Source organism: Alcanivorax sp. IL2 (genome assembly GCF_047495475.1).
Lineage (GTDB): Bacteria > Pseudomonadota > Gammaproteobacteria > Pseudomonadales > Alcanivoracaceae > Alcanivorax.
The window spans coordinates 1,622,806-1,641,713 of record NZ_CP179932.1 but is presented as its reverse complement, the minus strand read 5'-3'; the positions used below and the strand labels follow the sequence as shown (position 1 = coordinate 1,641,713).

Annotated in this window: 18 protein-coding genes and 1 tRNA gene; 10 read left to right on the top strand and 9 right to left on the bottom strand. The window is 54.9% G+C overall.

Annotated features, from left to right (window positions below):
- Positions 1-336: 336 nt before the first annotated feature.
- Together ACMG4N_RS07710 and ACMG4N_RS07705 are read left to right on the top strand one after the other, a co-directional pair.
- A complete protein-coding gene (locus tag ACMG4N_RS07710; protein ID WP_414433236.1) occupies positions 337-519 on the top strand; it encodes a hypothetical protein in 183 nt (60 codons plus the stop codon).
- Positions 516-1,226 (top strand): hypothetical protein, encoded by a 711-nt coding sequence (locus ACMG4N_RS07705; protein WP_414433235.1) that lies wholly within the window; start codon positions 516-518, stop codon positions 1,224-1,226. Before ACMG4N_RS07710 ends, ACMG4N_RS07705 begins: the two co-directional genes overlap by 4 nt.
- 299 nt (positions 1,227-1,525) lie before the next feature.
- Here the strand turns inward: ACMG4N_RS07705 and fic are convergent, their stop codons facing one another.
- Together fic and ACMG4N_RS07695 are read right to left on the bottom strand one after the other, a co-directional pair.
- Positions 1,526-2,632: a protein adenylyltransferase Fic gene (gene fic, locus ACMG4N_RS07700; protein ID WP_414433234.1), complete on the bottom strand. Its 1,107-nt coding sequence runs from the start codon at positions 2,630-2,632 to the stop codon at positions 1,526-1,528.
- A 450-nt stretch (positions 2,633-3,082) separates the two neighbouring features.
- A tRNA-OTHER gene (locus ACMG4N_RS07695) sits at positions 3,083-3,157 on the bottom strand.
- Positions 3,158-3,297: 140 nt separating this feature from the next.
- Here ACMG4N_RS07695 and ACMG4N_RS07690 point away from each other — a divergent pair.
- Entirely contained in the window at positions 3,298-4,686 is a 1,389-nt protein-coding gene (locus tag ACMG4N_RS07690; protein WP_008929764.1) for a tyrosine-type recombinase/integrase, read from the top strand.
- A 99-nt stretch (positions 4,687-4,785) separates the two neighbouring features.
- Here the strand turns inward: ACMG4N_RS07690 and ACMG4N_RS07685 are convergent, their stop codons facing one another.
- From ACMG4N_RS07685 to ACMG4N_RS07675, 3 genes are read right to left on the bottom strand one after another with little or no spacing between them, the layout of a single operon-like run.
- On the bottom strand, positions 4,786-6,075 hold the full coding sequence (locus ACMG4N_RS07685; protein ID WP_414433233.1) for an ISL3-like element ISPpu12 family transposase: 1,290 nt from the start codon (positions 6,073-6,075) through the stop codon (positions 4,786-4,788).
- 21 nt (positions 6,076-6,096) lie between these two features.
- Positions 6,097-6,609 carry a signal peptidase II gene (gene lspA / locus ACMG4N_RS07680; RefSeq protein WP_004863699.1) on the bottom strand — a complete coding sequence of 171 codons (513 nt, stop codon included), beginning with the start codon at positions 6,607-6,609 and terminating at the stop codon, positions 6,097-6,099.
- Positions 6,610-6,612: 3 nt separating this feature from the next.
- Complete coding sequence (locus ACMG4N_RS07675) at positions 6,613-7,509, bottom strand: cation transporter (RefSeq protein ID WP_414433232.1); 897 nt, start codon at positions 7,507-7,509, stop codon at positions 6,613-6,615.
- Positions 7,510-7,604: 95 nt separating this feature from the next.
- On the opposite strand from ACMG4N_RS07675, the gene cadR reads away from it, so the two are divergent.
- Complete coding sequence (cadR, locus tag ACMG4N_RS07670; RefSeq protein ID WP_414433231.1) at positions 7,605-8,012, top strand: Cd(II)/Pb(II)-responsive transcriptional regulator; 408 nt, start codon at positions 7,605-7,607, stop codon at positions 8,010-8,012.
- Positions 8,013-8,131: 119 nt separating this feature from the next.
- Here cadR and ACMG4N_RS07665 read toward each other — a convergent pair whose 3' ends face one another.
- The 3 genes from ACMG4N_RS07665 to ACMG4N_RS07655 all read right to left on the bottom strand — a co-directional run bounded on the left by ACMG4N_RS07665 (position 8,132) and on the right by ACMG4N_RS07655 (position 10,608).
- On the bottom strand, positions 8,132-9,166 hold the full coding sequence (locus tag ACMG4N_RS07665; RefSeq protein ID WP_349385694.1) for an IS481 family transposase: 1,035 nt from the start codon (positions 9,164-9,166) through the stop codon (positions 8,132-8,134).
- A gap of 127 nt (positions 9,167-9,293) precedes the next feature.
- Positions 9,294-10,205: a nucleotidyl transferase AbiEii/AbiGii toxin family protein gene (locus ACMG4N_RS07660; protein WP_349385695.1), complete on the bottom strand. Its 912-nt coding sequence runs from the start codon at positions 10,203-10,205 to the stop codon at positions 9,294-9,296.
- On the bottom strand, positions 10,195-10,608 hold the full coding sequence (locus ACMG4N_RS07655) for a DUF6088 family protein (protein ID WP_349385696.1): 414 nt from the start codon (positions 10,606-10,608) through the stop codon (positions 10,195-10,197). Before ACMG4N_RS07655 ends, ACMG4N_RS07660 begins: the two co-directional genes overlap by 11 nt.
- 294 nt (positions 10,609-10,902) lie before the next feature.
- On the opposite strand from ACMG4N_RS07655, the gene ACMG4N_RS07650 reads away from it, so the two are divergent.
- The 6 genes from ACMG4N_RS07650 to ACMG4N_RS07625 all read left to right on the top strand — a co-directional run bounded on the left by ACMG4N_RS07650 (position 10,903) and on the right by ACMG4N_RS07625 (position 15,375).
- Positions 10,903-11,235, top strand: a complete 333-nt coding sequence (locus ACMG4N_RS07650; RefSeq protein WP_063520451.1) for a hypothetical protein — start codon at positions 10,903-10,905, stop codon at positions 11,233-11,235.
- A gap of 79 nt (positions 11,236-11,314) precedes the next feature.
- Positions 11,315-11,809: a RadC family protein gene (gene radC, locus ACMG4N_RS07645; RefSeq protein ID WP_414433230.1), complete on the top strand. Its 495-nt coding sequence runs from the start codon at positions 11,315-11,317 to the stop codon at positions 11,807-11,809.
- A 46-nt stretch (positions 11,810-11,855) separates the two neighbouring features.
- Positions 11,856-12,824, top strand: a complete 969-nt coding sequence (locus tag ACMG4N_RS07640; RefSeq protein ID WP_414433229.1) for a DUF932 domain-containing protein — start codon at positions 11,856-11,858, stop codon at positions 12,822-12,824.
- 66 nt (positions 12,825-12,890) lie between these two features.
- Entirely contained in the window at positions 12,891-13,316 is a 426-nt protein-coding gene (locus tag ACMG4N_RS07635) for a hypothetical protein (protein WP_349382736.1), read from the top strand.
- A 91-nt stretch (positions 13,317-13,407) separates the two neighbouring features.
- A complete protein-coding gene (locus ACMG4N_RS07630; RefSeq protein WP_300469830.1) occupies positions 13,408-14,415 on the top strand; it encodes a YqaJ viral recombinase family protein in 1,008 nt (335 codons plus the stop codon).
- A 75-nt stretch (positions 14,416-14,490) separates the two neighbouring features.
- Complete coding sequence (locus ACMG4N_RS07625; protein WP_414433228.1) at positions 14,491-15,375, top strand: hydrolase or metal-binding protein; 885 nt, start codon at positions 14,491-14,493, stop codon at positions 15,373-15,375.
- Positions 15,376-15,523: 148 nt separating this feature from the next.
- On the opposite strand, the gene ACMG4N_RS07620 is transcribed toward ACMG4N_RS07625, so the two are convergent.
- Positions 15,524-18,907: a DEAD/DEAH box helicase gene (locus ACMG4N_RS07620; protein ID WP_414433227.1), complete on the bottom strand. Its 3,384-nt coding sequence runs from the start codon at positions 18,905-18,907 to the stop codon at positions 15,524-15,526.
- Position 18,908: the final 1 nt, after the last annotated feature.

Here is an 18,908-nt window from a genome sequence, read left to right as displayed (position 1 = left end):
TTGTAAACCTTATCACAGGCATGCAGCCTTGCCAGCTATCCCCCACCCTTCTTGCACAACCTGGCTGATGAGATGCACAGCGGATCTCTCTTGATCATCAGCTAAACGGTGCTCAGTAGCAGGTATTGATATCTTTGCCTCGGGCTAGCTGAAAACACACAATCCCTGCAGCCAAGCTTGGCTAATGCAATTCTGGTTATTCCTGACGCGGGTAAGTCAGCCGCCACTTCTCTCCTCCCCTCGTTACTCCCAGGAAACTGTGACTCCACGCCACGCCGGCTTTGGCGGGGTATCATATAGTGAAGGTATAACGTCATTCACAGGGATGGGTTAATCATGAAACTCCAGCATCACCAAAACCGCCTGGCGCTGGTAGCGGCAGCCTGCCTGCTTTTGCTTAGTGCCTGTGGTGGCTCGTCCGGTTCGGATTCACCCGCCCCGGCGACAACGACACCACCCAATAGCAGCACCGATGCCGAATGGAATAACAGCAACTGGAATGAAGGAGAATGGCAATGAGCATTTCACGAATGGCAGTCACTCTAACAGGCTCGCTGGCTCTGTTGTCACTCACCCTGGCTGCACCTTTGTCTGCCGCTGAGGTAAGCGGGCTGACCACCTTTGTGCCCAATACGCCCGCACTGGCAGAAGAGGTGAACGGCAATTTCGACTCAGTAAAGTCGGCCGTGGATGATAATGATCAGCGGATTACCGACCTGGAGGCGAAGGTGGTTGATGGCGCGGTGTCGTTGTCGGCGTTTGCCTTTTCGGAGTGGACCGCCAGCACTAACCCCAGTTCTGCATGCCAGATGGCTCGGCTGGTCACCTATGCTTATTTTGATCTCTTCTGGGCCAAGTCAGTCGGCTGCAAAATGACAGCCCCCCTTCATTTCCCGCAAGGCGCTACCGTGACCGGAATGTCATGTTTGGTCGATGACAGTATTTATGGCACGACCGAAGACACCTTTTTCTCCAACGTATCCTTGCGACGCCTGGACCTGACCACGGCGGATCTGGATGTGATCTACCATATTCCTCAGAGCTCCACCAACGCTGGCCGGCAAACCATGACGGGAACAGCCAACACCCCCACCGCAACGGATCTGGTGATCGACAATACCCAATTTGCCTATACCTTGATGGTGAGTGCCGATTTTGCCGGGGATGTGGCTGCAGGGAACAACCTGCTGCTGCACGGCTGCAAGGTCGAGTACAGCATGCCGTAAGGCGCGATACATGCAGGCAGATGGCCCTAGACTGATTGCCGCTAGATGCGCCAGAAAGCCAGCCAAGCATCGCAAAACGACAGGCACAAAAAAGCCCGGCTGTTTCCAGCCGGGCTTTTTTGACTCTCGATTGGTCGGGAGGATTCGAACCTCCGACCCCTGCGCCCCATGCAAGTGCGCTACCAGGCTGCAGGAAAGACGGGACACCCTCCAGCCGCCGCTCTTAACTCCTGCTTCGGAACCGCATTACCTCGCTGCATTGCGACTCTACAGAGAAGGCAGCCAGCATGAGAGACGCCTCACTCGTACGGTGGGATCTCATTACTGTCGCTGGTCATTAATTGCACTAGGCGCGGGTTGATAAAAAGCTTTTCGTTTCCGGATGCTTTCTCCTGGAGAACCCCGATCCCGGCCAGTTGCTTCAGATAGCTGGAGGCAGTCTGTCGTTTGGCGATCTCTTTTTCTACCAGGTTACCGATTCGGCAATACGGTTGCTCAAACAGTGTTTGCACCAGCTCATGGCTGTAAATCTTTGGCAACTGCTGCCTGACAAAATCTTCTGTCTGAGTGAGTAGCTCTCGCATGGCCGCAATCTTTGCACAGGTCCAAGAAGCCACCTCCTCTACCCCCTTGAGCATGAAGATGATCCACTCCTGCCAGTCACCGGTGCGGGTGACGTGGGTGAGCAGTCGATAATAGTCATTCTTGTGGTGAACGATATAACGGCTCAAGTAGAGGATAGGCAAGGTTAGCAGCTCCTGGTCGATCAGGTAGAGCACATTCACTATGCGCCCGGTTCGACCATTGCCGTCATGGAAGGGGTGAATGGCTTCGAACTGATAGTGGCTAACGGCCATCTTGATGAGTGGGTCTGTGCCATCGTGGGTGTTGAGATAGCTCTCCCAGTTGGTGAGAAGATTACGAATAACGTCTTCCCCTGATGGCGGGGTGTAAATCGTCTCTCCCGAGGCCTGGTTGCCAATAATAGTGCCGGGTACTTTACGGACATCCATCTCTCCCCCTTTGAGGGTGCTACAGACTTGCACGGCGGTATTGGTGCAAAGTGGTTTGCGTCGGAGTAGCTCAAACCCTTCGTACAGTGCCGTCCGATAGCGGAGTGCTTCCTTGGTTGCCGGATCCGCCCCTTGATCTTCCTGCGCAAACTGGAACAGCTTGTCGGTGGTGGTGACGATATTCTCTATTTCAGAGCTGTCTTTTGCCTCCAGAAGAGGCAGCAAGTTAATCAGCAGGGACTGATTTGGGATCAGCTTTCCGGCCTGATTGAGCTCTGCCAGGGCAGCTCGGGCCGGGATACAGGCCTTGAGGATCGCCAGGGTTTCCGTGGCATCGTTTGCGGGCGGAAGCGCGGGCAGCTGGTTGTAGGGTTCGTCCGGGCGCCAATCCATGTACACATTCCTCTAATTTTTCGACATAGGCTGCTCTGTTAAGCAGCCTATGTCGATAGAATCGACATAGCAAGCTCGCAATGTCGAATTAATCATGAAATTTCGACATAAAAGCCCGGTATGTCGATTGAATCGATATCTGCAAAGCGATTAGCTGGCGCAAATTCCACGACAGACCGGGACCTTTGCTTGCGCATTTCTTAACGAAAGCCGGGGCCTTTGCGGCCAGTTTTGAGATTTTGCGGGTGAAATAGTGAGGTTTTCTTGAACGTGGGCGTTTCGCACCTCGAGAGGTGTTATTCGCTGCGCTCACCCTTTGGGCCGCACGGAACGACGTGCGTTACTTCGCTACGCCCCGTTCCTGGCGCAGGATTAGCTTTTCGTGGAACCGCCAGATTTCAGGCACAAAAAAGCCCGGCTGTTGCCAGCCGGGCTTTTTTGTATCTCGATTGGTCGGGACGGGAGGATTCGAACCTCCTACCCCTTGCACCCCATAAGTGTAAAGCACTGTCCGCCTACGTCCACAGAAATCCACTTTATATTTATTTTCAATTAGTTATAGAAACGCGATTAATTGTATTGTCCTACAAAGTCCACTAAAATCCGCCGGAAGCGATTGAGAAACGGCAACCGAACGGCAACCAGAGCGAAACGATAGTACCATTATGTCCAAAATCCTCACCGACAAGCAGCTTGCCATTAAGGTTGAAAAAGTTGCCTGGATCACTGAAGCCTCCCCTCGTGGTCACGGACGTCTATCGGTCCGCCTCCGCCCAACCGGCGGACCACTATTCTACTTTCGCTATTCCGACGAGGACGGCAAACGCCAATACATTCCTCTGGGGGCCTACTCCCGCACAGGGACTAACGGTTTAACCCTGAAAACGGCCCGCGCCAAAGCCAACGAACTCTCCCAGCTGTATCTCACAGGAATCAAGAACCTCACTGAACACCTCGATGCTGAACGCGATGCTGAGAAGGCGATTCGTGAAGCGGAAGTTCGCCGCCTGGAGCAAGAAGCGGCACAAAAAGCGGCCGAGGCCGCTGCACTGGCTTCTCGACAGACCGTTTCCCAGCTCTTCGAGCGCTGGATGGAGATTGACGTGTCGCACCGGAAGGACAAGGGAGCAGAAGTCCGGCGCATGTTCGAGAAAGATGTACTCCCCCTCATTGGCCAGGTCTTCGTCGCAGACATCCGTAAAGGGCATATCACTCAGGTTACCGACGCCATGGCGGCACGGGGAGTCACCCGCATGGTGAAAGTGGTTTTCAGTCTGATGCGACAAATGTTCCGCTTTGCCGTGGATCGGGACATTATTGAATTCGATCCGACAAGCAGCATCCGCAAGGCCAAAATTGGCGGCAAGGAAACGGAAAGAGATCGGGTACTGTCCGAAGACGAAATCTTGCAACTCAAGCAGGCCATACCCAACGCCAATTTGCTGTTCAGCACGCAGTACGCCATCTGGATAGCCCTATCTACATGCTGCCGCATCGGGGAGCTACTCGCGGCTCGTTGGGAGCACCTGGACTTTGATAAGGACACCTGGCTCATTCCCAGAGAGAACAGCAAGAACGGCAAGCCTCACAACATCCATTTATCCCCGTTTAGCAAACACTATTTCCTGAAGTTACGGGAAATCCATGGCAACACCCCGTGGTGCTACCCCAATAGAGAAGGCACCGGGGCTCTGTGCTCGAAAACGGTCACAAAGCAGCTGTCTGACCGCCAGCGTCCCTCCAGCCAGGGCACCATGAGCAACCGCAGCAGCAAAGCACAATCCTTGATTCTGCCGGGTGGGAAATGGACGCCTCACGATCTACGCCGGACTGGGGCCACCATGATGACGGCACTTGGCGTTATTCCAGAGGTGGCTGAGCGCTGCCTCAATCACACGGAAGAAAATCGCATCAAACGCACCTACCAAAGGCACAGCTACACCAGTGAGTGCATCGATGCCTGGCGTCGACTTGGAGAAAAGCTGGAAGAAATCACGAATCAGCCCACCAGCGAGGAGGCTGACAGCCAATCCTGCTCCTTGCAAATGCCATGATCTGTAGTAATTCAGACTTGATCTGACAGTTACCGGTTTTTGGGTATACGGATTTAATGGTTGATGGGGCACCTTCACCCCATCAATCTGATACCACCCTCAGATGGTTGATAGATCGACTCCGTAGTTGAGTTCCTCTGCGAAGTCCGGCAGTCCGTAACCGATGGTTTTCTTGTAGAAAGGAGAGACCTTCGCAGTCGGTGCCTTCTTCTTGTGCTTCGTGGTGTAGAGCATTCGTGCCCGCATCACCTCGAAGGAGTAACCGCGCCCTTCACGGTTCTTGTCCTTGCCCAGTCGGTTGATGGACTCCGTGTAAGCGTTGGTGACGGGCATGTCCGTCTCGAAGTAGGTCATGATCTCTTCGCGCCAGTTTCCCACTGCCCTGACCAGATCGCTCCAGACTTCCTTTTGGCCCTTCGGGATGGTGGCTATCCACTCGTCCAGGGCGGCTTCTGCCTGGAGCCGTGTGGTGGCGTCCCAGATGCCGTAGAAGCGCTCCTTGTGCTCGTAGGCGGCCAGCAGTTGCGGGAACGCGCCTGTCCAGGTCTCCATGATGAGGCGCTCCCGGTCTGAGACTTCGTGAGCGCGTTTCAGCAGGATTTTCCGGTCTCCCTTGAGAGTCCGGCTCTGGGACGGTTTCAGCTCCTTTCTGAGGCCCTTGCGCACTCTCTCTAGGGCATCGTTGGCCATGCGCACCACATGGAACTTATCGACCACGATACGGGCCTGGGGCAGCACAGCCTTGACCGCTGCCCGGTAGGGGTTCCACATGTCCATGCTGACGATCTCGACCTTCTGCCGGTCTTTCAGCTTCATCAGGTAGTTGGTCACCACGTCCTGGCGGCGGGTGGCCAGCAGGTCGAGCAGGGTTCGCTCCTCAATGTTGGTCAGAATGCAGCGGTAGCGCTTGTTCAGGTATAGCTCGTCAATGCCCAGGATGCGGGGCGTCTCGAAGCGGTGCCAGCGCCCCAGGAACTCGGCGCGGGCGTTGAAGATGTCGCGCACCGTCTTCTCGTCCAGGCCGGTCTGTGCCGCCACAAAGGTGTAGGGGTGGTTGAAGGATTCCTTCTCCACGTACTCATGCAGCCGCAGTGTCATACGGAATCCGTCCACCATCTCCGGTAGCTGGGGCCTGAATGTTGTCTTGCAGGCCCGGCAGGTGTATCGGCGGCGGACCACCCAGAGAGTGACCCGCTTGCCGTGGATGGGCAGATCACGATAGGGAGCGTCACGCTTGCCGAACCGTACGAACTCACCCTGCACGCCGCATTCCTCGCAGGCGATGGGATCGGGCACGTCCACCTGGAAGTGCATTTCGTCGTCGGTTGATTTGCAGCCCAGTACTTGGTATTGCGGCAGGTGAAGGATGTTGTCGGGAAGTTCGGTCATGGTGTTGTATAGGCGTAGGTGTCAGTCAGATCCATCCGGCTCGGCATTGGTGTTTGCTTTTTTACCCAACAAGCTGCTGGAAACGAAAAGTAAGGCACCGAGGACAATTGCAATATCAGCCAGGTTGAAGGCCGGCCAATGCCAGTCTCGCCAATAGAAATCAAAGGAATCCACAACATAGCCGCGAAAGACCCGGTCAATCAGGTTGCCCATGGCGCCACCGAGGATAAGACTGTAAGCGATGGCTTCTCCTTTATGACGATTTTCAAGGATCAGCTTGATCAGAAAAATCGAGACCACTACCGCGATTCCGATAAAAAAGTAGCGCTGCCAGCCTCCACCATTCGCAAAAAGACTGAATGCGGCACCGGTGTTCCATAGGTGCACCCAGTTAAAGAACGGGGTCACCGAAACATACTCGCCATAGGCCATTGATTGCTGCACCAGCCACTTTACAGCCTGATCAGACGCTGCCAGCAGGCCCGATATGGACAATAGGGCATACGGCGAGAGCTTTTTGCCAATAATGAGCATTATTTAACCCTTCAACGCCAAAATGCGTCTGGCACCGTTAAGTACAATGCCCCCCGCGATGGTGCCGATAATCAGATCCGGATAATTGGAACCGGTCCACGCGACCAGGGCGCCGGCGGTGATGACCCCCAGGTTGATCACCACGTCGTTGGCCGAGAATATCCAGCTTGCCTTCATGTGCGCCCCGCCTTCCCGATGTTTGGATATGAGCAGCAGACAACTGGTATTGGCAATCAATGCGACGAATGCGATAGCCATCATCACCAGCGATTCAGGCTCACTACCGAATACAAAGCGTCTCACCACCTCTACGAGCACGCCCACAGCCAAGATCAGTTGCAGTACACCAGCAAGATGCGCGGCACGTACCTGCATTTTCACGCTATGTCCAACCGCATAAAGGGCAAGCCCGTACACCGCCGCATCGGCAAAATTGTCCAGGGATTCTCCAATCAGGCCGGTGGACTGGGCGATCAGACCGGCAGTCATTTCCACCACGAACAGAAGTGCATTGATGCCGAGCAACCAGCGCAGGGTCCCGGATTCTTGCTTAGCAGAAGCTGCCGAAAACTCGGCGGCCTTGATGGTCTCCGGATTTGCAGCGACGGTTTCCTGAAGCGAGGCGCCTAGCCCCAAGGTCTTCAGTTTCGAGGTGACGGGCTCGACCTCGCCGTCATGCACGACCTTCAGCCGGCGGTTCGACAAGTCGAAGGACAGCGCCCGAATCTCCTCAAAGCCGTTCAGGGCTAGGCGAATCATTCGTTCTTCTGATGGACAGTCCATCTTCGGCACGGCATAAACACTGATCCATCTCCCTGGCGCCTCGGAGGAGGCCTGTATATCGGTATCCGCTGCGGACGTTGCATCACCGCCACAGGCGCCACCACAGGATTTGCTCATGATACGACTCCACTTGAACAATGTTGTGGTACCATTTAAAACTATAAAGCTACTATAAGGTCAATAGAGTAAAGAATCCGTTGGGGAGGAGGCTGATGCGCATTGGTCAGTTGGCGCAGTTGGTAGGGGTCGAAACACAGACGATCCGCTTCTATGAACAGCAGGGCTTGTTGCCGCCGCCAGATCGGCAGGACAACGGTTACCGTGTCTATACCGAGAAGCATGGTGAGGGGCTGGCCTTCATCCGTCGCTGCAGAATCCTGGGCCTGTCACTGGCTGAGATTCACGAACTACAGAGCTATCAGGACGACCCTCATCAGCCTTGTACCGCCGTCAACGCCTTGCTCGATTATCACATCTCTCATGTGCGGTCGCAGATAACCGCTCTGCAAGCGCTTGAGAAACAACTCGTTTCACTGAGAGCGAGTTGCAACGATGACCGGGAAGTTGAGGCGTGTGGGGTTCTTGCTGGAATTAGCGAAGGAAACATGCACCAGCAGTAGGTGAAGCATCAACCAGATAATCCGATGAGATGCCGGTCTGTCTCACTCTCATGCAAAGGTAAGATCAACCATTTAATCCGCTTACCCCGGTTTTTCAGAAGGTGTCTGTCAGGTCAGGTTCAGCCTACGAACTTTTCCTTCCAGATCGATTTTCCATCCAGCAAGGTGGCTAGCGGGGTTCTGCCACAGCACTTCTTGCCCTGATGGGTGCGTTCATTGTTGTAGTAATCCAGCCATACGTCCAGATCTTCCTGCAGCGCTTCCAGGCTGTCGTAAATCTTCCGGCGTAATGCCGGCTGATAGAACTCCTGCAGAATGGTTTTGTGGAAGCGCTCACAGATGCCATTGGTCTGCGGGTGCCGTGCTTTCGTGCGTGTATGCTCGATTTCGTTCAGTGCCAAATACAACTGGTAATCGTGCTGCTCCACTTTGCCACAGTATTCCGTACCACGGTCGGTAAGGATGCGCAGTACAGGCAGCTCATGGGATGCGTAAAACGGCAGCACACGATCATTGAGCAGGTCGGCAGCCGTGATCGGTGTCTTGGTCGTGTACAGCTTGCAGTGCGCCACCTTGGCGTAAGTGTCCACGTAGGTCTGCTGATATACTCGGCCAACGCCTTTGAACGTACCCACATAGAAGGTGTCCTGTGAGCCCAGATAGCCCGGATGGGCGGTGTCGATCTCACCACAGGCCTCGTCATCTTGCTTCTTGCGCTCAAGTGCCTGCACCTGGGATTCCGTGAGAATCAGCCCTTCCTCTGCCACCTTGGCTTCCAGGGCCTTCAAACGCAGTTTGAAGTTGGCCAGGTCATGGCGCAGCCAGATACTGCGTACGCCACTCGCAGAGACAAAGACCCCACGCTTGCGAAGCTCGTTGGAGACCCTGACTTGCCCGTGAGCAGGCTCTTCAAGCGCATATTGGGTCACGGCCTCTTCCACATGAGGCTCTACGCGATTCTTGGGATTGGGAGTGCGGCGGGTTTTCTCCAGAAGGGCATCAACACCGCCTTCTTCTACTGCTTCCTTGTAGCGGTAGAACGTGTCTCTGGATACGCCCATCATCTTGCAGGCCTTGGCCACGTTGCCAAGCTCATCGGCCAAATTCAGCAAGCCAACCTTGTGTCGGATAATGCGATCATTACTATGAAGCATGAGGGTTACCTTTTGGTTCTGGTTTCAGGTTTAGGCACCTTCATCAGAACCGGTAACCCTCTCTTTTTCAACGAGATGTGTCAGATTTGGTCTGAACTAATACACATGATCCGGCCAGATAAAGCGCTTACTCAAACCAGGAACTCACTTCTTCCAGTGCGATCAATGCCGTGTTGAATTCGATACTCTCCGTATCACTGGCGTAGGACATGGCATCGACGAATCGGCCATATTCATCAAGATATTCGTCATCACCTTCAAGACACGTTATCGCTGCTTGAACTGACGCAAGAAGGGTTGCCTGAGTATCACGTCGCTTTGTCCGCTGATCCTCCTCAAAGGAAGCTTCCACGGTCTCAATGAACATACCCTGAGCATCGCGAACCACCGGCATCAAGGCGGCAATATCATGAAGGTGCCTGACCATGGCAGGATCATCACCCGCTGCCGACCGGTCACGCTTCAACACACGCCAGGTCAATGCGCTTAGCTTATCCGCTGCGGTCTCAACCGGGGACAAGCACAAGATTTCCGCTTCGGGGGCTTCTCCCGCAAACTGCGCCACAAATGACTGAATCTGTCGAAGCTGAGCGTCCAACCTCGGCTGAGTAAAGCTGAACTCAATCTGCAAACCGGTCCGCAACGCCGGATTGCCACCATAATTTTGCGGGTAATCCAGCTCAAACTTCACATAGTTACTGGCGCGGGCCACCTGAGACCGGTCCAGCACAAACAAATCCGCACTTTCAACCGCATCCAGCATGCCTTCGCGGTACGCCCTGCGAACCTTCTTCATCTGGTTGCCAGTCCCCGACTGAAGTGCCAGGCAACGAAAATCCAGGTCCTCGGAAAAACGCTGTATCAAGCCGTAGCCTTTTGACAGGCTGGTGCCGCCAGCAAAGATAGTACGGAAACCATCGCTTTGGTGGCCCGCAATCGATTTCAGAGCCTGAACGGAGTACCAGTCCTTCTCAACAAAAGCAGGGCTGATTGCCAACTCCGCCGCTATTTCATTAACTATCTCGGGATCAGGAAACATACTGGTACTTGATGGACTTGCCATCGTAAGCCATTTTCCGGGAAACACGCCCCTTCACTGCAATCACCCGCCCCGTCGGCACCTGAGTGGAACGCTTACTGTTATAGCGACCCTGCGCGTTCTCAGGCACCACCTCTACATGCAGCTTTTGCGTCAACGCTTCCTTCGCCAGTTCCGGGAGCGGTTTTACAGGTATGACCTTGTTGGTAAGCGAAGAGCGCTTGGCCTTGGCATACAACCCACGACCAAACTTGACCAGCACCTCTTCTGCCACCAGTTCGCGCAAGGCACGGCCCACCTGGTCACGGTCTGACAAATCGTTGAAGTCGCCAGGAACAAACACCGCACTACGACTTCGCCCGATCCGGTATTTCACTTTGCTTTTCAATGAATTGAGGGCCATTTCAAGCCTCCTCACCATAGAGACATTCCCAAATACACGACATTATACCACAAGACCAAAAACATATTTTCATTTATAAATCAATATTTTATATAGATACGCCCAATATTCGCGAAACCCGCCTGCACCCCACAGAGCCCTCGAAACGAACCGTATCAAACCATTTGTGAACGCCAATGCGCTATTTGTCGCCCGCCATTAAGTCCCTCCCGGATTCCAGATTTTTTCAGGCATATATCACCTCCATGAAGCCAGGAAGGAATGGCCTTCCTCGCCCCATTTCATGGAGGTTTCATGATCATTCAATGTCCGTCCTGCCGGTCCATCCGCGTTGTCGCCCTGCAGAATGGCCGCAAGGTAGGTGGCTCTGTCGGCACGGTTGCCGGTGCCGCCAGTGGAATCACCATGGCCACTAACGGGGCTCGTGTCGGTGCGACTGTCGGCCTGGCTTTCGGTCCTGCCGGATCTGCCATCGGCGGTATCGCCGGTGCAGTGCTTGGTGGACTGGCGGGAGGTGTGGCCGGCGGTGAGGCCGGTGCAGCCCTGGGCGCCAAGCTCGACGATACCTATCTCGACAACCTGGAATGCCTGGATTGCGGACACAGCTTCCGCCTCGATGCCGAGTAAGTCCCACTCTCCCCTTACCACTCACACACCCCTGAAGCCCGCCCAGTGCGGGCTTCTTTATGTCCCTTTGGAGGTCTGAATGGATATTCCCACTTTCGTAAAGAACGAGCAGGGCCTGTACCACGTACAGGGCTGCGTGAAGCCCGAGGAGATTGTCAGTACGGCGGCCACCATACTGCTGGATGACCTGACGAGCCGGGAGGCGCTCACTGCGCCCACCGATGTCGCCCAGTTCCTACAGCTGGCGCTGGCCCAGGAGAAGAACGAAGTCTTCTCCGCCATCTTCCTCAACAACAAACACAAGGTGATCAGTTTCGAGACCCTGTTCACCGGCACCATTGATGGCGCGGCGGTGTATCCCCGCGTGGTCGTACAGCACGCCTTAGCGTGCAATGCCGCCGCCGTGATCTTTGCCCACAACCACCCCTCCGGCTGCTGTGAGCCCTCACGGGCAGATCAGCAAATTACCAAGCGCCTGTCTGATGCCCTCGCACTGATTGATGTGCGGGTGCTCGACCACTTTGTGGTGTCCCGTTCCGAGTGGGTCAGCCTGGCCGAACGCGGCATGGTTTAACCCCTTCCTTTCTCATCACCCTCTCATTATTCATTGGAGATTCACCATGGCACATCTTGTCGAAAACATGGCCTATGTGGGCCGCACACCTTGGCACGGGCTGGGCAATCAGCTGGCCAGCCAACAACCACTGGACGTCTGGAGGCGCGAAGCCGGCATGGACTGGGATATCCGTGAAACCCAGGTTCGCTTTATCAGTAGCGAAGCCGGTGCTCTCGGACAGATCTCGTCCTTCCCTGATCAAAAGGTGCTGTTCCGTTCCGACACTCAGGCACCACTGTCGGTAGTGAGTAACCGCTTCAAGGTGGTTCAGCCACGTGAAGTATTGGAGTTCTACCGGGATCTCACCGAGAAGTCTGGCTTTGAGCTGGAGACGGCTGGCATCCTTAAAGGGGGCCGCAAGCTGTGGGCGCTGGCGCGTACCGGGCAGTCCGGCACCCTGGCAGGCAATGATCAAACCAACGGCTACGTGCTGTTGGCCACCGCCTGTGACGGCACCCTGGCAACCACAGCGCAGTTCACCAGTATCCGGGTGGTGTGCAACAACACTCTCGCCGTCGCGCTGAATGGCAACACGCATGCAGTGAAGGTCCGCCACAACACCACCTTCGATCCGCAGGCCGTGAAGAAGCAGCTGGGGATTTCCGTCTCTGCCTGGGATGACTTCATGTATCGCCTGAAGGCCCTCAGTGAGCGCCGCATCACCCGCAAGACCGCCGAAAAGGTCATGCAGACCATCTTCACCGATACCGGCCATCAGCCACCGGGTATGCCGGCGAAGGCCAACGAACAGGCCATGAAGAAAGCCATGGCTCTGTATGACGGTGCCGGTCGCGGGTCGGATCTGACATCCGCAAAGAACACGGCCTACGGCCTGCTCAATGCGGTCACCGAGTTCGTGGACCATGAGCGGCGTGCCCGCAGCACCGACAACCGGCTGGACTCGGCCTGGTTCGGCAAGGGTGCCCAGATCAAGCAACGCGCTCTGGAGCAAACGTCCCTGCTGGTCGCCTGATCCAGGCCTGATCACTTCCCCCTCCCTTTCTCTCTACACCCTTTCAAAAGAAATCTGGAGAACACCATGAATCTGAAATGGCTCTACCGCCTGTGGGCGGTATGGGACTGTCGCCCTATGCCTGCCGAACTGGCATCGGTATGGGGCGCGTTCCTGCACGAAGGCTTGATGTGCCACCCCGGCGATCCTGGCCGGCCGCGCCGGATACTAGACGCCTGGGACAGTGGCTGTATCGAGCTGATCATCGCGTCATGCCAATACCTGGACCCGCTTTGGCAGACGGTCTCCCACATCTGGTATCAGCCCCGTGGCCGACCTGGCATTTTCGAGTACGAAGTGGTCAGTGAGTTAGGCGAGTGGCTCGGTGAGCAACTGCTCACTACCGGCCACCTCCCCAGCGACAAGGAGGCTGAACGTTATATCGAAGCGTTGGTGAATGACTTCTTCGAGATTGGCGAGGAAGCCTCCTCCTCTTCAAGTCGCGCCGCATGATGTCATTCAGGCATCACTCGCAATTACCTATTTCCCCTTACCTTTAGCCCCGGCCACTACGCCGGGGCTTTTCTTTGTCTGGAGTATTCTCATGGCACAACCGAAAAGCACCACACCTGGCCAGCGCCCTGCGCTACGCCTGGTCTCTACCAAAAGCATGAACCGGGAGGACTGGCTGAAGATCCGCAAGCAGGGCATTGGCGCCAGTGATGCGGCTGCCGCTGTGGGCATCAGCCCGTACCAATCCCCCCTCGAGCTGTGGATGATCAAGACCGGGCGGGATGGCCTGCTCCCCGCCCCCGATCCCGATGACATTCAATCGCCGCTCTACTGGGGCACCCTGCTGGAACCTAAGGTGGCGGAGGCCTACGCCAAGATCAGCGGCAACAAGGTACGGCGGGTGAATGCCGTGCTGCAGCACCCGGATGGTGACAAGCCCTGGATGCTAGCCAACCTGGATTACGCCGTGGTTGGTAATGACGACGTTCAGATACTGGAATGCAAGACCACCGGCCAGCACGGCGCCAAGCTATGGGCGGACGGTGTTCCAGAGTACATCCAGTGCCAAGTACAGCATCAGCTGGCGGTTACCGGCAAGCAGGCTGCCGATGTGGCCGTGCTGATTTGCGGTCAGGAGCTGCAGATTCACCGCATCGAACGGGATGAAGCACTGATTGCTCACCTGTACGAGCTGGAGCGGGAGTTCTGGCAGTTGGTGGAAGCGGACACTCCACCGGACCCGGATGGCTCCGACTCTGCCGGCAAGGCCCTGCAAGGGCTCTATCCTCGCGATGAAGGCGAAACCCTAGATCTCACGGCTAACCCAGCCATGGAAGGCGACTTCAATGAACTGCTGGATCTGCGTGACACCCTTGCCCGACTGACCGAGCGGGAATCCACCCTTAAACAACGCATCCAGCAGTCCATGGGGCTGGCCAGCAAGGCTACCTTCACTGTTGGCTCCGTGACCTGGAAGCGCAGCAAGGACTCCACCGCCCTGGACACCAAAGCCCTGCTGCAGGATCAGCCTGACCTGCTCAAACACTACCCAAAGCACAGGGCGGGCAGTCGCCGGTTCCTTGTGCGCCCCAACACCTAGCCAACCCCCAAGCAGCATAACAGCCGGGCCAAGCCCGGCTGAGTACATGCATCTGCTATTCATCAGGAGAATCCCATGATTAAAGGACTCGCGATTACCCCACCCGTCATTGGCCGCATCAGCATCGGTCGCGTAGTGGAAAAGAACGGCAAGCGTCTGCCGGAGAAAGACGACCAATTCACCATCACCACCCAGATCCAGACCCGGGACGGCTGGTTGCCGCACCCGCTGGACGAAGCCCTGCGCCAGGAAGTACAGGGTAAGAAGCTACGAAGCATTCCCGTCACCCTGCCCTTCAATGACCCGGATCTGAACCTGCGAGCGGAGTACACCTTCTTCGAGCGCAAGAGCGGCAGAGCGCTATGTGCAGGTGATGGGGAAGCCTGCCGGCGTCATACCGAGAACGGCCTGGAATCCCTGCCCTGCCCATCACCGGATATGTGCGACTACGGTAGCCATGGGCTGTGCAAGCCCTATGGTCGTCTCTATGTCTGTATCGGAGATGACGATGAACTGGGCTGCTTCGTTTTCCGCACCACCGGCTACAACAGTATCCGTACCCTAGCTGCTCGGCTGCGCTACTTCCACGCCATCAGCGGCGGCAATCTGGCCACCCTGCCCCTGGAACTGAAGCTGCGGGGGAAGAGCACCACCCAGAGCCACCGAGCACCAATCTACTATGTGGATCTGACGCTGAGAGCCGATCAATCCATGAAAGAGGCTGTCACTCATGCCAGGGAAGAGGCCCAGGTTCAGGTAAATCTGGGAATCAATCAGGCAGAGTTGGACAAGGTTGCTCAGGCCGGGCTGATGAATGCGCAGTTCGAGTATTCAGAGGATGAGGGGTTGCAGGTTACGGAAGAGTTTTATCGCAATGATGCCAACCAAGACCCCAGTGCGTCGAAGCAATCATCCGGCCTGAAAGAGGCCCTTTCGGTAAAAGTGAGCGGGGGCGAATAACCCCCGCCTCAACTACCGATAGCGCAGCACCGCCGCTTCCAGCTCAGCCTCTATCTCGTCACGGAATGATGCTGGGCAAGCACGGCGACCTTGGCACCAAAGCCGAGAATCCACCATTTCAGTTCTTCCGTATGCTCAACATCTACCGTCATTTTAATAGCCCCTCGTCATACTGAGCCAGTTTTTGACTCTGATTCAGGGGGGCTAGATTGATAACCAAGGCACTGCGGACCGTATCCCACTCATCTTCTGAAAAGTTCCTATTCAACAAATTTACCAGCAGCTCCTCTTGTCGAGGTTGACCAAAAGCCAAACGGTAGAGCGACAAAATTTTGAGAGCTTCATCCAACCGGGCCTCTTCTCGGCTCATAGGCATCATTGGAACCAGTCGCTCAATTTGCGTGGCCCCTGAAGGAATATGCCAATACGGCGTCAGGTCACTAGTCCGGTTTTTTGAGACATGGTCAATTGCTGAAAACAGGTGTTCCCAATAATCTCCGCTATCACTTGCCTGATCCAGGTCTAAGCCGTGATATTCCTCATATTCAGTAGCCCGGCGACGAACCACCAATGACTTATAACGGTTGACCCGTCCTTCCCTTTGCTCAATATCAATCGGATTTGACGGCAGGTTCCAATGAACCACTCGGCTGCAATACCAGTGAAAATCCAGGCCTTCCTGACCGATCGACGTAGAATTCAACATGAACGGTTTGAATGGCGAATTAAAACCGTCTCGGATGTGCTCAACGCGAACCTGCTGCTTGTCATCGGTAGCGCTCTGAATGCCCAACGGAACAGCAAAATGGCATCGCAGTGAGGCGTTCAGAGTGGTGAAATGACGCTGACCACCGGCGTGGCCCAAGTACTGAAAAGTCACGGATGAAGTCTGAAAGCCCATCACGCCTGCAAACCGTTCTGCTGCCTCGATAGCGGACAGACCGCTGCCCTTCAACAGGTGCCCATATTCATCGATCATGGCCTGAAAACCACCGCAAGCACCGTAGTTCAGGATTTTGCGAGACTTCCAGATACTGCTGAGTTGAGAGGCGTTCTTTAGTCGTCTTCCTGATTGCTTTTCGAGGACGGCAATAGACTCCGGCTTGTTGAAGAGGGTGAGCACACCGAAAGCGACGCCAACGGCAGCCTTTAATTGCTCCGATGGCCCTATATCCCAGAGCCCTGAGAACATGCGAAGCGCACATACTCCAGGCCCTGAGACCGAAAGCAGAGCTAGATAATCAGCCAGATCGTTGGGCATTTTACCCAGCATCTTATGCCCACTCAGAAGCTGCTTCAGGCTGTCCGCAATCTCATCTAGATGTTTCCGCCGACCTACATCCTTTGAGCTTTCCTTCTCTTTCTCCAGCCAATCTTGCCAGTGTTTCAGTTCACCGCTGTAACCACTGACATGATCCAGCAACATACCGGCATACGCATACCAATTATGATCCTCATGGCCCTCAGACTCATATTGGTGCAAACTTTTCAGTCTATCCCCAAATTGCACAATCCGCTGGGCCAGAAGCTCTTCCAGCGCCCTATCACTGCGAGCTAATGTCTCAGCCGCCAACACCCGCGAAGGATAAATCAGTGACCACCCTGTTAGCGCGTTCTTACCCTCAAGGCGAATGAGTGGAACACTCCGTTTCTTATCCTCGACAAAATATTTTGAGCGACCGCCCTTTCTTTTCTGGAGACGTCTCTCCATTTCGTAGGATAGCAATCCACTCAATGCCCGCGGAACCATTGCCCAGGACGAGAACAGCAGAGTTTTGGTGAAGTTCCGATTGGCTTCAAATGCGCCCCGTAAGGGGTAATGGGGAGAGCTTGGGGGAATCCACAACAATTCCTCTACCCTGTCATCGAAGATCCGCTTTACGAGCCCGCGGACTTTTGCGTTCGGTGCCTCTTCTAAGAGGTTCAGTCGAAAATTAGCAATACGTTCCCGGGGCAACCAACTCACAGTGGATTTTCCGAGAGCGGACCGGACCTTGGAGTTCTTTAGATTCCGCTCCAGTCTGTCTCTAAACGAATAGCCACCAAGAAAAGACAACGCCCAGGGAGCCGATTTATAGAACTCCATGAGTTGATGACCGTGCCTTGCCTGGGACACCTCATCGACGGTGTCCGCCAGCCCGGTCATTGACGCAAAGGATTTGATATCGCTTTGGCTGAAGTACTCAGCGCAATCCAAGCGTTCCGATCTAAATACCGAATCAACGTTTTCACCAATCTGTCCCCGCTCGGTACGGGCGATGAAATCCGAAAGGGCTAGTTCAACTCTTTGCTTTTCAGCATCCGAGAGATCCTCTACTGAAAACGAATCATCCCGGAGACGCAGTATCGTCGCTAAAAGATCCTTTCTGGCAAGCTCATACTCGGAAAGCCGTTGCTGATCCGAATTCATCAAAAAGGTCAGCAGGTGGCGTAGCTCTTCTTGATGAGATGCTTCAACTTCATCATCTTCTATGCGACTCAGCGCTTTAAAGGGCGTCGCAGACAACAGCAGGATTTTTCCAGGATTATCGCGCTTGAACACCTCTTGTGCGATAAGGGCGTTTTCTGAATCCTCGGACATGTCCAGGAGGGAATCAAAACGCTGAAATTCATCCAGAATGAATAGATCTGCGTGAATGTGTCGAGCACAGGTTTTCGCCAGCTTGGTCCGCAGTTCCGAGCGCAACTGGTAAAACGAAGCTGAACTGACGTCTACTGTAGCTCCGGCTATACCACTAAAAAGCTCGTTCCAGGTTCCCCCTGAGTCATCCGTTAGACATCCAGACAACCGACGACCAATGGCCTCCAACACATTAATGTAAGAACAACCGGCAAGACCAAGCCAGTCTGCAAGATCCTCCGAAAGCGAGGCCTCAGCTTCAAGATCACTTAGAAATTCATCAACAAGATCTTGGTCCAGCTCGAACGAGCTTTTAAACCTGCGTTTCTGTTCATCCCATGTGCAGTGTTTGACTTTGCTACGCATCAGTCGGTCCAATACCGACGACCATGGCCTCAAAGCGTCGTGGCTCATCAAACACCGAAAGAGGATCTGCCGCTCCCAAACGTTACCATCACTGTTTGTGAGCGAGAACGAGGTGGAGGGGGTCAGTGAACAGACCTCAAGCAACTGGCCATTGGCTCCGTGCCTTTCTTTGGCTGCCAACTCCACCAAACGACCGAACGACGGCTCTCTGACATATTTCTTGGCAAGATTGTCGCTGAACACCGCCAGCTTTTTACGATTTTCGTTTGCCAGAGCCAGGTTGGAACAAATGTAGGTCACGCGAAAAGGTTGCAGGGGCTGTTCGGAATCGTCAGATTCCAGGTTGTGATTTATCTGCCGGCGAAGCATCTGAGCGATGACACCCTTCGCGACAATGGTTTTGCCCAAACCGACTTCGTCAGCAACAAGAACCCGCTCGCTGTGTCCCGCTGAAAAGAAATTTTCAATCACACGTTCTACCGAAGCCTGCTGAAAGTCCTTCAGTCCGGCCAGTGTTTTGTCGATTTGCTCAAAAACCTCACGCATA